Consider the following 13,761-nt stretch of genomic DNA (forward strand, 5'->3'; position numbering starts at 1 on the left):
AGAGTGGTCACCCGGACGGGGCAAGGTGAGGGGGGCTTCCCGACATGGCTGAGGACGCCGAACAGGTCACGGACGACCTGCTCGTTCTCCTTCTGCGGCAGTTGACCGTCGAGTCGGACCGGTTCGCTGAGATGTTCGGTGAGGCACACGGCCTGCACCGGACCGACCTCAACGCGCTCGCGGTGATCATGGACGCCGCCAGGATGGGGACCCCGATGAGTCCGAGCACGCTCGCGAGCGCCTTGCACCTGAGCGCGTCGGCGACGACGTCGGTGCTCGACCGGCTGGAGCGGGCCGGGCATCTCTACCGGGATCGGAGCGCGACCGACCGGCGCAAGGTCGAGTTGCGGATGCACGAGAAGGCGCGGGAGATCGGCGCCGAGTTCTTCCTGCCCCTGGGTGAGCGCTACGCCGAAGCGTGGCGGGAGATGGGGGAGGACGAGCGGCGGACGGTCGCCCGGTTCCTCCGGAACAGCATCGCCGCGACCGTCGAAGTGCGCGGCCGACTGACACGGTGAACACTCGGGAGCATGCGATGTGTGGTGCTCGGAGCGACGGGCTATGTCGGCGGACGGTTGGTGCCGCAACTGCTCGAAGCGGGTCACGAGGTCCGCGTGGTGGCCCGCTCGCCGGAGAAGGTCGCCGAGGAGCCGTGGCGTGACCGTGTCGAGGTCGAACGCGGAGACGTCACGGATCCGTCCTCGATCGAGACGGCGCTGACCGGCTGCGAGGTCGTCTACTATCTCGTGCATTCGTTGGCGCGCAAGGACTTCGTCGACGTCGACCGGGAAGGAGCGAAGACGGTCGCCGAGGCGGCGAAGGCTGCGGGTGCGCGGCGGTTGGTGTACCTGGGTGGCATCGTGCCGGACGACGAGGAGTTGTCGCCGCACCTGGCGTCGCGCGCCGAAGTGGGCCGGGTCCTGCTGGACTCCGGGGTGCCCGCGATCGTCCTGCAGGCCGCGGTGATCATCGGCTCCGGCTCGGCGAGTTTCGAGATGCTGCGCTACCTGACGGAGCGGCTCCCGGCGATGGTCACGCCGCGCTGGGTGCGCAACCGCATCCAGCCGATCGCGATCCGGGACGTGCTGCACTACCTCGTGCACGCCGCGGAACTGCCGTCCGAGGTGAACGGTGCGTTCGACATCGGCGGGCCCGACGTGCTGACCTATTTGGACATGATGCGGCGTTACGCCGTCGTGGCGGGCTTGCCGAGGCGTGCCGTCGTACCCGTGCCGGTGCTGACCCCGTGGCTGTCCGCGCAATGGGTCAATCTGGTCACGCCCGTGCCGAAAGCGATCGCGGTGCCGCTGATCGAGTCGCTGGTGCACGAAGTCGTCTGTCACGACCACGCGATCGCCGAGCACATCCCCGACCCGGCGGCGGGGCTGACCCACTACGAGCACGCCGTCGAACTGGCGCTGTCCCGGATCCGTAACGCCGACGTGCCGACCCGCTGGTCGGACGCGTCGGGCGACGCGGCGCCCTCGGATCCGCTGCCGAGCGATCCGGACTGGGCGGGCGGGACCGTCTACGAGGACAAGCGCGAGCAGCGGACGGACGCCTCGCCGGAGGCGCTGTGGGACGTCATCGAGTCCATCGGAGGGGAACACGGGTGGTATTCGTTCCCGCTGGCCTGGTCGGTCCGCGGCTGGGCCGACCGGCTCGCCGGCGGCGTCGGGTTGCGGCGCGGACGGCGGGATCCGCGACGGCTGCATCTCGGCGAGGCGCTGGACTGGTGGCGTGTCGAATACCTCGACCGGCCGCGGCTGCTGCGGTTGCGGGCGGAGATGAAACTGCCGGGACGCGCCTGGCTCGAACTCGGCGTCGAGTCCGATGAGGACGGTGGGACGATCTACCGGCAGCGCGCGGTGTTCGAGCCGCACGGGCTGGCCGGACACGCGTACTGGAAGGGGATCGCGCCGTTCCACGGTGTCGTCTTCGGCGGCATGGTCCGCAACATCACCGGTGCGGCGCAGAAGGCGGCCGGTGCGCTCGGGAACTGAAAGGGACTTCAGCTTCGTCCGCGAGCCGGTGGGGCGGTGCTGGAGCGGACGACGAGCTCGGTAGGGACGCTGATCGCCTCCGCCGCCCCCTCGTCGGACATCCCGGCCAGAAGTGCCGCGACGGCTCGCTTCCCGACCTCGTCGAACGACTGCCGGACCGTGGTGAGCGGTGGCCAGAAGTGGGCGGCCTCGTCCATGTCGTCGAAGCCGACGACGCTCACCTCGCCCGGAACGGACCGGCCCTTCTCGTGGAGCGCTCGCAGCAGCCCGAGCGCCATCTGGTCGTTGGCGACGAAGACGGCGGTGACCGCGGGATCGCCCGCCAGCCGGACGCCGTGGTCGTACCCGGACCGCGACGACCAGTCGCCGGTGAGCGGCGGCGGTACCTTCCGTCCCGCGTCTTCGAGCGTCTCCTGCCACGATTTCCGGCGGCGTTCGGCCGCGTAGGACTCAGGCGGTCCGGCCACGTGCCAGACGGTCTCGTGGCCGAGGTCGAGGAGATGCCTGGTCGCGGCGGTGGCACCGGAGGCCTGGTCGAAGTCGACCACCGGATGGTCGCGCCGCCCGCCCGCGTCGATGACGACGACCGGGAGCCCGTGGGGCAGTTCGATCTCGCTCTGGTCCAGTTCGTGTTGCTCGATCAGGATGATGACGCCGTCGACGGCCTGTTCGTCCAACCTGCTGAAGGCCCCCGACACCTCGCCTTGGGATGGTCTGGTCACCGGCATGAGGATGATCGAGAACCCTTCGCGGGCGGCCGCCGACGCGACGGCGTCGAGGGTCCGGCTGTTGCCGAACGTCGAGAGCGCGGAGATGATCACGCCGATACTGCGGAAGCGGCCGTTGCGCAGCGCGCGGGCGGCGCTGTTCGGCCGGTAGCCCACTCGGCGCATGGCGGCGAGCACGCGTTCGCGCGTCGCCCCGTCGACGTTCGACCTGCCGTTCGCGACCCGGGAGACGGTCTGGCCGGACACGCCGGCTTCCCTGGCGACGTCGGCCATCGACGGCCCGCGGCCGCTCCTGGACATGTTCACGTCAACACGATAGCCTCCGCCGGTCTGATGTTGACGTAAACATCTCGCGAGCCGCGCCTTTCGCTCGGAGAATCCGGAGGGACGATGACGTCCACAGCGGTCGCGCCCACGCCGGCGCCACCCGGCCGTGCGGCCAGCGCGCGCCGCGCCCGCCGCGACTGGCGAGGCTGGCTCTTCGTCGCCCCGTTCATGCTGGTGTTCGCGCTGACGTTCCTGGCCCCGATCGGCTACGCGTTCGTCCTGAGTCTGTTCCGTGAACAGGCTTTCTTCGGGGGCACGACGTTCGTCGGGGTGGACAACTACGCGCAGGTGCTCGCCGACCCGAAGTTCTGGGACGCCTTCCAGCGGGTGCTGGTGTTCCTCGCCGTGCAGGTGCCGATCATGCTGGTGCTCGCGCTGATCGCGGCGCTGGCGATCGACAGCGCCCGGCTGCACGCAGCCGGTTTCTTCCGGGTCGTGATCTTCCTGCCCTACGCCGTGCCCGCCGTGGTCGCCGCGCTGATGTGGGGATTCCTCTACGGCGACCACTTCGGGCTGGCCGCCGACCTGAACCACCTGCTCGGCCGCGATGTGGTGAAACCGCTGTCGGACAACTGGATGCTCGCTTCCATCGGCAACGTCGTCACCTGGGAGTTCGCCGGGTACAACATGCTCATCTTCTACTCCGCGCTGAAGGTGATCCCCAAGGAGCAGTTCGAGGCCGCGGCGATCGACGGCGCCGGCGCGTTCCGCACCATCCTGAGTGTGAAACTACCCGCGTTGCGCGGGGCGATCGTCATCGCCACGATCTTCTCGATCATCGGCAGTTTCCAGCTGTTCAACGAGCCGAACATCATGCGCACCCTGGCGCCCAACGTGATCGGCACCTTCTACACGCCGAACATGTACGCCTACAACCTTTCTTTCGGCGCGCAGCAGTACAACTACTCCGCCACCGTGGCGATCGTGATGGGCGTGATCACCGCGGTCATCGCCTACGTCGTGCAGTTGCGCGGCTCCCGGAAGGGGATGTGATGGCGACGTTCTCGGTGACGAGGCCCCGGAAGTCGCGCGTCCTCACCGCCGTCATGGCGCTGTACCTGATCTACACGCTCGTGCCGCTGGTGTGGCTGGTGATCAACGCGACCAAGACGCAGCCCGCCCTGTTCACCACGTCGGGCCTGGCGTTCGGCGGGCCGTTCGCGTTGTTCGAGAACATCGGCGAGACCTTCACCTACGACAACGGGATCTTCCTGCGCTGGCTGGGGAACACGCTGCTCTACGTCGTGGCGGGCGCCGGGGGAGCGACCGTCCTCGCCACCGCGGCGGGATACGGCCTGGCGAAGTACCGCTTTCCCGGCCGTCGTGCGGTGTTCGCGGTCGTGCTCGGCGCGGTCGCCGTCCCCGGCACGGCGCTCGCGGTGCCGACCTTCCTGATGTTCAGCGAACTCGGCCTCACCAACACGCCGCTGGCGATCATCGTCCCGTCGCTCATCAGCCCGTTCGGCCTGTACCTGATCTGGGTGTACGCCTCCGACGCGATCCCCGACGAGCTGCTGGAGGCCGCGCGGATCGACGGCGCCGGGGAGATCCGGATCTTCCTCACCGTGACGCTGCGCCAGCTGGCACCGGGGATCGTCACGGTGGCCTTGTTCACCGTGGTGTCCACTTGGAACAACTACTTCCTGCCGCTGATCATGCTCAGTGAACCGAAGTGGTATCCGCTCACCGTCGGGCTCAACCAGTGGAGCGCGCAGGCCTCCGGGGCAGGCGCCCAGCCGGTGTACCACCTGGTGCTGACCGGTTCGCTGCTCACCATCGTCCCGCTCGTCATCGCCTTCCTGCTCATGCAGCGCTACTGGCAGTCCGGCCTGAGCGCGGGCAGCGTCAAGCAATGATCACCGTCCCGAAAGGACATTCGATGTCGCGAATCCACAGACGCGTCAAGGCCGCCGTCGCCGTCACGCTGGCCGCGGCACTGGCCGTCGGCTGCTCGTCCGGCGCGGACGGCCCGGCCGCCGGGTCACAGGACTCGGTCGACGCCGCGCTCAAAGCGGGCGGCACGATCACGTACTGGAGCTGGACGCCGTCCGCGAAGGACCAGGTCGCCGCGTTCGAGAAGGAGTTCCCGAACGTCAAGGTCAACTACGTCAACGCCGGTACCAACAAGGAGCAGTACACCAAGCTGCAGAACGCCATCAAGGCAGGCTCCGGGGCGCCGGACGTCGCGCAGATCGAGTACTACGCGTTGCCGCAGTTCGCGCTCACCGAGTCGCTGGCCAATCTCGATCAGTACGGCTTCGGGGCCTTCGAAAAGGACTACGCGCCCTCGACCTGGTCCAGTGTCCGGGTGAATAACGGCCTATACGGCCTCCCGCAGGACTCCGGCCCCATGGCACTGTTCTACAACAAAGAAGTCTTCGACGCCCACGGCATCGCCGTGCCGAAGACCTGGGACGAGTACGTCGCCGCGGCCAAGAAGCTGCACGCGGCCGATCCCGGCAAGTACCTCACCTCCGACACCGGCGACCCCGGCTTCGCCACCAGCATGATCTGGCAGGCGGGCGGAAAGCCGTTCACCTCCGACGGGCGGAACGTCAAGATCGACCTGGCCGACGCCGGTACCAAGAAGTGGACCGCCACCTGGAACCAGCTGGTCGAAGGCAAACTCCTCGCCCCGATCAAGGAGTGGTCCGACGACTGGTTCCGCGCACTCGGTGACGGCACCATCGCCTCGCTGGTCACCGGCGCCTGGATGCCGGGCAACTTCAAATCCTCGGTCCCCGGCGGCGCGGGCAAATGGGCGGTGGCGCCGATGCCGACCTACGACGGGCAGCCGGTCACCGCGGAGAACGGCGGCAGCACGCAGTCGGTGCTGAAGCAGAGCGGCAACCCGGCGCTGGCGGCGGCGTTCGTCCGCTGGCTCAACCACGGCAACGGCGTCAAGCCGTTCATCGCCAGCGGTGGTTTCCCGGCGACGACGGCCGACCTGAACTCGCCCGCCTTCCTCGACCAGGCCGATCCCTACTTCGGTGGCCAGAAGATCAACCAGGTACTCAACGACGCGTCGAAGAACGTCGCGAAGGGCTGGAGCTACCTGCCGTACCAGACCTACGCCAACAGCGTGTTCAGCGACACCGTCGGCAAGGCCTACCTCGGCGGCACCTCGCTCGACGCCGGACTGAACGCCTGGCAACAGGCGATCGTGGACTACGGCAACCAGCAGGGCTTCACCGTCAGCGTGGGGTGAGGCGTGGGCATCGAGATCGAAGCCGACGTTTCCGACGTGATCGGACCGGTGCCGCGGCGGCTGTTCGGCTCGTTCGTCGAGCATATGGGCCGGTCCGTCCACACCGGGATCTTCGAACCGGGACACTCCACTTCGGACGGTCAGGGCTTCCGTGGCGACGTCCTCGGGCTGGTCCGCGAGCTGGGTCCGTCCGTGGTCCGCTATCCCGGTGGGAACTTCGTTTCCGCGTACCGCTGGGAGGACGGCGTCGGGCCGGTGGAAGGGCGCCCCGTCCGGCTGGATCCCGCGTGGCACAGCGTCGAGTCGAACCGTTTCGGACTGCACGAGTTCGTGGCGTGGGCGGAGGCCGCGGACGTCGAGGTGATGTACGCGGTCAACCTCGGCACCCGTGGCGTCCAGGAGGCCGCCGACGTCCTCGAGTACTGCAACCACCCTGGCGGAACGGAACTGAGCGAGCGGCGGCGCGCGAACGGTGCCGACCGCCCGTTCGGCTTCCGCCTGTGGTGCCTCGGCAACGAGATGGACGGACCGTGGCAGGTCGGCCACAAGACCGCGGACGAGTACGGCCGCCTGGCCGCTGAGACCGCGCGTCTCATGCGGATGATCGACCCCGGCGTCGAGCTCGTGGTCGCGGGGAGCTCGAACAGTGAGATGCCGACGTTCGGCGAATGGGAGCGCACCGTCCTGGAGCACACCGCGGGGCTCGTCGACCACCTCTCACTGCACGCCTACTACCAGGAACACGATGGCGACCTCGCGAGTTACCTCGCCAGCGCCGCCGCCCTGGACGGCTACATCCGGACCACCGGCGGGATCATCGACGACGTCCTCGCGAAGGCCGGGCTGGACAAGAAGATCGGCATCAGCGTCGACGAGTGGAACGTCTGGGATCAGCGACACTGGAACGAAGTCGAGCAGCGAGAACTGATCGACGCAGGCTGGCGTGAACATCCCAGGATCATCGAAGACGACTACACGGTCACCGACGCGGTCGTCGTCGGTTCCCTGCTCGGTTCCCTGCTGCGCAACGTCGATCGCGTCACGATGGCCAACCAGGCGCAGCTGGTGAACGTCATCGCGCCGATCCGGACCGAACCCGGTGGCCGGGCGTGGCGGCAGTCGACGTTCCACCCGTTCAGCCTCACCTCGGCGCTCGCCGGGGGGAACAGCCTCTGGCTCACCGTCACGGGTGACACCGTCCACACAGGACTTTGTGGCCGCGTGGACGTCGTCGACGCGGCGGCGACCTTCGACGACGACGGCCGCTGTGCCGTGTTCCTGACCAATCGCGCCACCGCGTCCGCGACCGGCGCGCGGTTGCGTATCCGCGGTGCCCGACTGACGCTCGCGGAGACCTGGACCGTCGCGGTCCCGGACGGGCACGACCGTCATCTCACGAATTCCGCCGACGCGGAGCCGATCCGGCCCGTCCCGTTGCCCGGCGCGACCGCCGGGCACGATCCGGAAGGAACCACCATCACCGTCACCCTCCCACCCCTTTCCTGGACCGCGTTCCGGCTGACCGCGGAGGTGGTCCGGGATGCCTGAGTTCGCCATCGGGGAGACCGACTTCCTGCTCGACGGGAAACCGTTCCGGATCATTTCCGGGGCGCTGCACTACTTCCGTGTGCACCCCGATCTCTGGGCCGATCGCATCGACAAAGCCCGCCGAATGGGTCTCAACACCATCGAGACCTACGTCGCCTGGAACGCGCACTCGCCGGAGCAGGGAGAGTTCGATGTCACCGGCGGCCTCGACCTCGACCGGTTCCTCAGGCTCATCGCCGAGGCGGGGATGTACGCGATCGTCCGGCCAGGGCCGTACATCTGCGCGGAGTGGGACAACGGCGGCCTGCCGACCTGGCTGCTACGGGACACCGAACTTCGCGTCCGTGAGTTCGAACCGCGTTACCTCGCCGCCGTCCGCGGCTATCTGGACGACGTGTACCGCGTGGTGGCGCCGCACCAGATCGACCGGGGCGGACCGGTGCTGCTCGTGCAGGTGGAGAACGAATACGGCGCTTTCGGTTCCGACAAGCGGTACCTGTCCGCGCTGACCGACCACACCCGCGCCGCCGGGATCACCGTCCCGCTGACCACGGTGGACCAGCCGATCCACGAGATGCTGGCGAACGGCGGGCTCGACGGGGTGCTGCACCGGACGGCGTCGTTCGGCTCGCAGAGCACGGCACGGCTGAAGACCCTGCGGGAACATCAGCCGACGGGTCCCTTGATGTGCAGCGAGTTCTGGAACGGCTGGTTCGACCATTGGGGTGCGCACCACCACACCACTTCGGTCGACGGCTCGGCGGCGGATCTCGACGCGCTGCTCGCGGCCGGTGCCTCGGTCAACCTCTACATGTTCCACGGCGGCACCAACTTCGGACTCACCAGCGGGGCCAACGACAAGGGCGTCTACCAGCCATTGGTCACCTCCTACGACTACGACGCCCCGCTCGACGAGGCGGGCGACCCGACGCCGAAGTACCACGCCTTCCGCGAGGTGATCGCGCGCTACCACAAGGTTCCCGACAGCGTTCCGCCCGAGGCCCGGCCGGCGCCGACGCCGGTCGCGGCACTGAGCGACCCCGCGTGGCTGCTCGACTCGCCACACCGCTGGGGGACCGCGCAGGAGCACCAGAGCCTGCCCACCTTCGACGAACTGACCCCGGCTCCGCGTCTGGCGTTCCTGCGGACGACCGTCGACGCCGGGAAGCCGGGCGTGCTCACCTTCCACGAGGTGCGGGACCGGGCGACGGTGTTCTTCGACGGTGATCGCCTCGGCACCCTCCTCCGCGAGCACCACGATCGCGCGATCCGGTTGCCCCGGGCCCGCGGTGAGCTCCTGGTCCTGGTGGAAGACCTGGGAAGGGTGAACTACGGGGAGCGGATCGGTGAGGCCAAGGGGATCATCGGCGGTGTGCGCCTGCACGGTGAACCCCTGACGGGCTGGGAGGTCATCCCCATCGACGTGCCCGCGCTGCCGGATCTCCTGCCCGGGGTCTCCGCGGGCGAGCGCCCGGCGGGGCCGTTGTCCGGCCCGGTGGCCGTGCGGGGCGGATTCGATCTCGACGAGCCAGCCGACCTCTTCCTGGATACCGGGCACTGGGGCAAGGGAATGGTCTGGATCAACGGGTTCCTGCTCGGCCGCTACTGGCGGCGCGGTCCACAAAGGACGCTGTACGTGCCGCGGCCGGTGGTCCGGGCCGGGCGCAACGACCTCGTCGTGCTGGAGCTGGACACGATGCTCGAACCCGAGGCGAGTTTCGTGCCCCGGCCGCTGTTGGGACATACGGAGGCTTGAGCCTCGCCTGAGGTACGTGAAGGCCTCCTTGCCTACCTTCAGGGTAGGCAAGGAGGCCTTCACCACCACCTGGGCCGGCCACTTCAGCTGACGTCGCGAAAGTGGCTTTCGCAACACGCCACCTTTGCCTTACCCCTCAATAACCGTCCTTACCACTCACGAGACCGGCCACCTATAGAGCCGGGTAAGCGTTCCTCAGCAGCTCCTGGAACTGGGCGGAGAACCAATGCCCGGAAAGCGGCGCGTCGGGCAGGGCGCCGGACATGTTGTTCTGGTTCCGCGGGTTACCGGTGTACGTCGGATCGCACATCCGGTCGAAACCCTTGCCCTCGGTATTCGGGATCTCCTTGCTGGCGCCGTCGGATTCACCCGGCGGCTTGATCCAGACGTAGGCGTCGATCCCGGCTTCCGGCGCGGCCTTGGGGCGTTCGCCGAGCCCGGCGCCCGCCTGGTTGCACCAGTTGCCGAGGTGGATCCGGCGGTCGGTCCTGCCGCCGTTCACATAGGCGTCGACCGTGGTGGACGGTCCAGGACCGGACGGCCGCGCGGTGCCGCCCCAGCCGTTGCGCGAGGTGTCGATGAGCATGCCGACGTCCGCCGGGAAGCCCGCCCGGATCGCCTCCTGCCGGAACGCCTGGGCGTAGGACAGTTCGTCGACGTAGCGGTTCCAGTCCACCCACTTCGACGTCCGCACCGAAGTGCCGCCGACACTGTCGTTCACGGTGAAGTACGGCTCCCTGAGCGCCCCGTAGTTCGCGGTGTTCGCGATGAAGCCGTGCACGTTGGCCACTGTGCTGCCGGAACTCTTCGCGGCCTGTGCGAAGAGCGCGGCGGACGGGCCGAGGTTGTCGTCCCAACCGAGCCAGCCGTGGTGCCCGGCGTCGATGTAGTTGTAGACGTTGGGGATCGCGCCGAACTTCGCCAGCGCGTAGCCGACACCGGCGACGTAGTTCCCGTTGGCCTTCATGACGTCGCATTGGGGCGTGGCCGTCGGCCGTGGTGTCACGTTGGTGACGAGGTTCGGCAGGGAGTCGATCTCGATCACGGTCACCACCCGCAACGTCGCGTACTTCGGATCGGCGAGGATCGTGGCGATCGGGTCGATGTACTCGGCCTGGTAGCGCGGGAGTTCGTCCGCCTTGAGCTCGCCGTTCGACGCGAGCGCGGCGCAGTCACGGCCGGGCAGGTTGTAGATCACCAGCTGGACGACCAGCGGTTTCCCGGCGGCCTGCTGAAGCGCTCCGTCGAGATGGGCGCGCAGCCCGCGGCTCGTGCTCGTGCCCTCGATGGCGGCGATCCGGTCGAGCCAGACTCCGGTCGGCTGGTTCGCGATTCTCGCGCCGCCAGGTTCGGCGGCGGCCTTCGCCGACCATTCCGGGTTCACGTACACCCCGGCGCCGGCGTAGGGGTTGTCCGCCTTGGGGCCGCCAGGACCGGGAGTCGTCGTGGTCGTGGTGGTGGGCGTGGTGGAACCGGTGCAGGTGGTGCCGTTCAAGGTGAAGACGGCGGGTTTCCCGTTGGTGCCGGAGTAGCTGCCGTTGAAGCCGGGTGAGACGGCGGCGCCGGTGCCGAGCGAACCGTTCCATCCCACGTCCCGGACCGTCACTCGCGTGCCCTGCTGGCCGAAGCTGCCGTTCCAGCTCTGCTGCACCTGCTGGTTTCCGGGGAAGTCCCAGCTCAGCGTCCAGCCGCCGCTGATCGGGTCACCGAGGTTGGTGACGGTGACGGTGGCCCCGAAACCGGTGTCCCATTGGTTGGTGATCGTGTAGTCGACCTTGCAGCCCGGTGCCGCTTCGGCGCTCGAGCCCAGCACCACCGGCACCGCCACCATCGCGAGTACCGCGCCGACGGCCGATGGTGCCGAAACACCCTTTCTGCGGAATCTCATGCGTCGCCTCCTTGCGACCGGAATCCGATTTATGGGAGCGCTCCCATTGAGACCGTAAAGGGGCGGCCGGGCCGTGACAAGGCCGGGTGAGCCAAAATGTGGGATCGCTCCCGGAATACGTCCTGACGGCGGCGAGCCTTCACCCGGACAGCGGGCGGTGACCGGAGATGGCGGGGCCGTGTGGGATCGTGAGCGGATGAGGATCTTGCTCGTGGAGGACGAGCGACGGCTGGCCGAATCGCTGCGCGCGGGGTTGAGCGCCGAGGGCTACGCCGTGGACGTCGCGCACAACGGCCGCGACGCGCTTTGGTACGCCGCCGAACATCCGTACGCCGCGATGGTCCTCGACATCATGCTGCCCGGACTGAACGGGTACCGCGTGTGCCGGAGGTTGCGCGAACGAGGCGACACCACCCCGATCCTCATGCTGACCGCGAAGGACGGCGAGGACGACGAGATCGAGGCGCTGGACACTGGCGCCGACGACTTCCTCCCGAAGCCGTTCTCCTACGGCGTCCTGCTCTCCCGGCTCCGGGCGCTGATCCGGCGCGGGGGAGCGACCCGGCCGGGCACGCTCCGGCTCGGCGACCTCGAACTCGACCAGGCGAGCCGTGTCTGCCGTCGTGGCACTGCCGAGATCCCGTTGACCACCAAGGAGTTCGCTCTCCTGGCGTATCTGATGAAACGACAGGGCGAGGTGGTCACCAAGGCCGAACTGCTGGAGAACCTCTGGGATTTCGCCGCGTCGGCGACCGCGAACCTCGTCGAGGTCCACGTGAGCGCGCTGCGGCGAAAGATCGATCTGCCGTTCGGGGCGGAGACCATCCGCACCGTGCGCGGCGCCGGCTATCACGTGGTGGGCTCCAGTGCCTAGGTTCTCGCGGTCGACCCGGTTCCGGGTCGCGATGACCGCTTTCCTGGCGTCGATCATCGCTCTGGCGGTCGTTTCTGCGTGGCTGGTGCTCGATGCCCAGAACCGGCTGGGCAACGGCGCCGCGCAGGTGGCGAGGGAGCGCGCGGCCGCGGTCGTCCAGGTATTGAACTCCGGCGCCGCCCCGGCCGATCTGCGGCTCCTCGTGCGGGCTTCGATCTACGAGGTGACCACCCAGAACGGCGAGCGGGTCGCGTCCTGCCCCGGCCTGCGTTCCGGGGCGATCGTCCCGGACGGAGGCTTCGAGTACGGCGACAGTGTCCAGAACCTCAAGCCTGGCGACGTCGACCTCGCCAGCCGGGAATCCGTCGGCTGCGCGAGTGCGCTCGGGGAAGATCCAGAAAGAAACGGACTCCGGCTGCACGTGGCGGCCACCGTGAGCGGCGACAGCAAGTACCGGATCTACGGCGCCGCCGTGGTCGACGAGTCCGGACAGGCGGCGCTCGACGCGGTGCGCGTGACGTTGCTGGCGGGTGTCCCGGTGATCGCGCTGCTGATCGGGGCGGTCGCGTGGCTCGCGGTACGCCGTTCGCTGCGGCCGGTGGAGGCGATCCGCTCGGAGGTCGCGGAGATCGGCGCGCACGACCTCTCCCGGCGGGTCCCGGCCCCGGACAGTGCCGACGAGATCGCGAAGCTCGCCGAAACGATGAACACGATGCTCGCCCGTCTGGACACGGCGGTCACCCGGCAGAGCCGTTTCACCTCGGACGCGTCGCACGAACTGCGCACTCCGCTGGCCTCCCTGCGGACCCAGCTCGAGGTGTTGCTCGCCCATCCGGACCGGCTGGACTGGCGCGACGCCTGCCGCAACGCGCTCCTCGACATCACCCGGCTGCAGGATCTCGTCGGTGACCTCGTGCTGCTCGGCAAGCTGGACAACGCTGGGCCGGAGCGGACCACGCCGGTGCGACTGTCCGAAGTGGTCGATTCCTGTCTCTCCGGGCGCCAGGGTGTCCGGGCGGAGATCGACGGGGATCCGGTGGTCCTCGGCGACCGCGGCAGGCTGGAGCGGTTGCTGCGCAATCTGGTGGACAACGCGCAACGTCATACCCGTACGGGCGTCGAGATTCGGGTGTCCACTGTGGACGAATTCGCCGTGGTCGCGGTCACCGACGACGGGCCGGGCATTCCCGCCGCGGACCGTGAGCGGGTGTTCGATCGCTTCGTGCGTCTCGACGACGGACGTGCGCGTGACGACGGTGGCGCGGGCCTCGGGCTGGCGATCGTCGCCGAGATCGCCGAGGCGCACGGTGGAACCGTCGAAGTCGCCGACCACGACGGCGGCGCCCGGCTCGTCGTCCGCCTGCCGTTGGCGAAAGCGCGAAGCTGAAGACGCCTTCAGCTTCCTTAAGCTTCGGTTCAGCGTCCGCGA

11 protein-coding genes are annotated in these 13,761 nt (G+C 68.6%); 9 read left to right on the top strand and 2 right to left on the bottom strand.

Annotation, left to right across the window (positions count from 1 at the left end; translation table 11 throughout):
* Positions 1-44 precede the first annotated feature (44 nt).
* Both AC069H_RS21410 and AC069H_RS21415 read left to right on the top strand, forming a co-directional pair.
* Complete coding sequence (locus AC069H_RS21410; RefSeq protein ID WP_478233578.1) at positions 45-518, top strand: MarR family winged helix-turn-helix transcriptional regulator; 474 nt, start codon at positions 45-47, stop codon at positions 516-518.
* A gap of 12 nt (positions 519-530) precedes the next feature.
* The gene (locus tag AC069H_RS21415; protein ID WP_478233579.1) at positions 531-2,003 is read left to right on the top strand and encodes an SDR family oxidoreductase; all 1,473 of its coding nucleotides are present in this window, start codon (positions 531-533) and stop codon (positions 2,001-2,003) included.
* Between the two features lie 8 nt (positions 2,004-2,011).
* Here AC069H_RS21415 and AC069H_RS21420 read toward each other — a convergent pair whose 3' ends face one another.
* A complete protein-coding gene (locus tag AC069H_RS21420) occupies positions 2,012-3,031 on the bottom strand; it encodes a LacI family DNA-binding transcriptional regulator (protein ID WP_478226166.1) in 1,020 nt (339 codons plus the stop codon).
* A 90-nt stretch (positions 3,032-3,121) separates the two neighbouring features.
* Here AC069H_RS21420 and AC069H_RS21425 point away from each other — a divergent pair, with 90 nt between their 5' ends.
* From AC069H_RS21425 to AC069H_RS21445, 5 genes are read left to right on the top strand one after another with little or no spacing between them, the layout of a single operon-like run.
* Entirely contained in the window at positions 3,122-4,051 is a 930-nt protein-coding gene (locus AC069H_RS21425) for a carbohydrate ABC transporter permease (protein ID WP_478226103.1), read from the top strand.
* Positions 4,051-4,914 (top strand): carbohydrate ABC transporter permease, encoded by an 864-nt coding sequence (locus AC069H_RS21430; RefSeq protein WP_478226104.1) that lies wholly within the window; start codon positions 4,051-4,053, stop codon positions 4,912-4,914. Before AC069H_RS21425 ends, AC069H_RS21430 begins: the two co-directional genes overlap by 1 nt.
* Positions 4,915-4,937: 23 nt before the next feature.
* Entirely contained in the window at positions 4,938-6,266 is a 1,329-nt protein-coding gene (locus AC069H_RS21435; RefSeq protein ID WP_478233580.1) for an ABC transporter substrate-binding protein, read from the top strand.
* A 3-nt stretch (positions 6,267-6,269) separates the two neighbouring features.
* Positions 6,270-7,814, top strand: coding sequence for an alpha-N-arabinofuranosidase (locus AC069H_RS21440; RefSeq protein ID WP_478226106.1), 1,545 nt, complete (start codon positions 6,270-6,272; stop codon positions 7,812-7,814).
* On the top strand, positions 7,807-9,570 hold the full coding sequence (locus tag AC069H_RS21445; protein ID WP_478233581.1) for a glycoside hydrolase family 35 protein: 1,764 nt from the start codon (positions 7,807-7,809) through the stop codon (positions 9,568-9,570). Before AC069H_RS21440 ends, AC069H_RS21445 begins: the two co-directional genes overlap by 8 nt.
* A gap of 172 nt (positions 9,571-9,742) precedes the next feature.
* Here AC069H_RS21445 and AC069H_RS21450 read toward each other — a convergent pair whose 3' ends face one another.
* Positions 9,743-11,458 carry a glycoside hydrolase family 6 protein gene (locus AC069H_RS21450; protein WP_478233582.1) on the bottom strand — a complete coding sequence of 572 codons (1,716 nt, stop codon included), beginning with the start codon at positions 11,456-11,458 and terminating at the stop codon, positions 9,743-9,745.
* Between the two features lie 196 nt (positions 11,459-11,654).
* Here AC069H_RS21450 and AC069H_RS21455 point away from each other — a divergent pair, with 196 nt between their 5' ends.
* Both AC069H_RS21455 and AC069H_RS21460 read left to right on the top strand, forming a co-directional pair.
* Positions 11,655-12,332: a response regulator transcription factor gene (locus tag AC069H_RS21455; RefSeq protein ID WP_478226109.1), complete on the top strand. Its 678-nt coding sequence runs from the start codon at positions 11,655-11,657 to the stop codon at positions 12,330-12,332.
* A complete protein-coding gene (locus tag AC069H_RS21460; RefSeq protein WP_478226110.1) occupies positions 12,325-13,719 on the top strand; it encodes an ATP-binding protein in 1,395 nt (464 codons plus the stop codon). The genes AC069H_RS21455 and AC069H_RS21460 overlap by 8 nt, the downstream gene beginning before the upstream one ends.
* Positions 13,720-13,761 lie beyond the last annotated feature (42 nt).

The organism is Amycolatopsis sp. NPDC043887 (genome assembly GCF_056435665.1).

Excerpts from the sequence above, each read along its gene's own strand:
- AC069H_RS21415 (WP_478233579.1), top strand. The coding sequence starts at position 531 with ATGCGATGTGTGGTGCTCGGAGCGACGGGCTATGTCGGCGGACGGTTG.
- AC069H_RS21455 (WP_478226109.1), top strand. The coding sequence starts at position 11,655 with ATGAGGATCTTGCTCGTGGAGGACGAGCGACGGCTGGCCGAATCGCTG.
- AC069H_RS21435 (WP_478233580.1), top strand. The coding sequence starts at position 4,938 with ATGTCGCGAATCCACAGACGCGTCAAGGCCGCCGTCGCCGTCACGCTG.
- AC069H_RS21420 (WP_478226166.1), bottom strand. The coding sequence starts at position 3,031 with ATGTCCAGGAGCGGCCGCGGGCCGTCGATGGCCGACGTCGCCAGGGAA.
- AC069H_RS21450 (WP_478233582.1), bottom strand. The coding sequence starts at position 11,458 with ATGAGATTCCGCAGAAAGGGTGTTTCGGCACCATCGGCCGTCGGCGCG.
- AC069H_RS21410 (WP_478233578.1), top strand. The coding sequence starts at position 45 with ATGGCTGAGGACGCCGAACAGGTCACGGACGACCTGCTCGTTCTCCTT.
- AC069H_RS21445 (WP_478233581.1), top strand. The coding sequence starts at position 7,807 with ATGCCTGAGTTCGCCATCGGGGAGACCGACTTCCTGCTCGACGGGAAA.
- AC069H_RS21430 (WP_478226104.1), top strand. The coding sequence starts at position 4,051 with ATGGCGACGTTCTCGGTGACGAGGCCCCGGAAGTCGCGCGTCCTCACC.
- AC069H_RS21425 (WP_478226103.1), top strand. The coding sequence starts at position 3,122 with ATGACGTCCACAGCGGTCGCGCCCACGCCGGCGCCACCCGGCCGTGCG.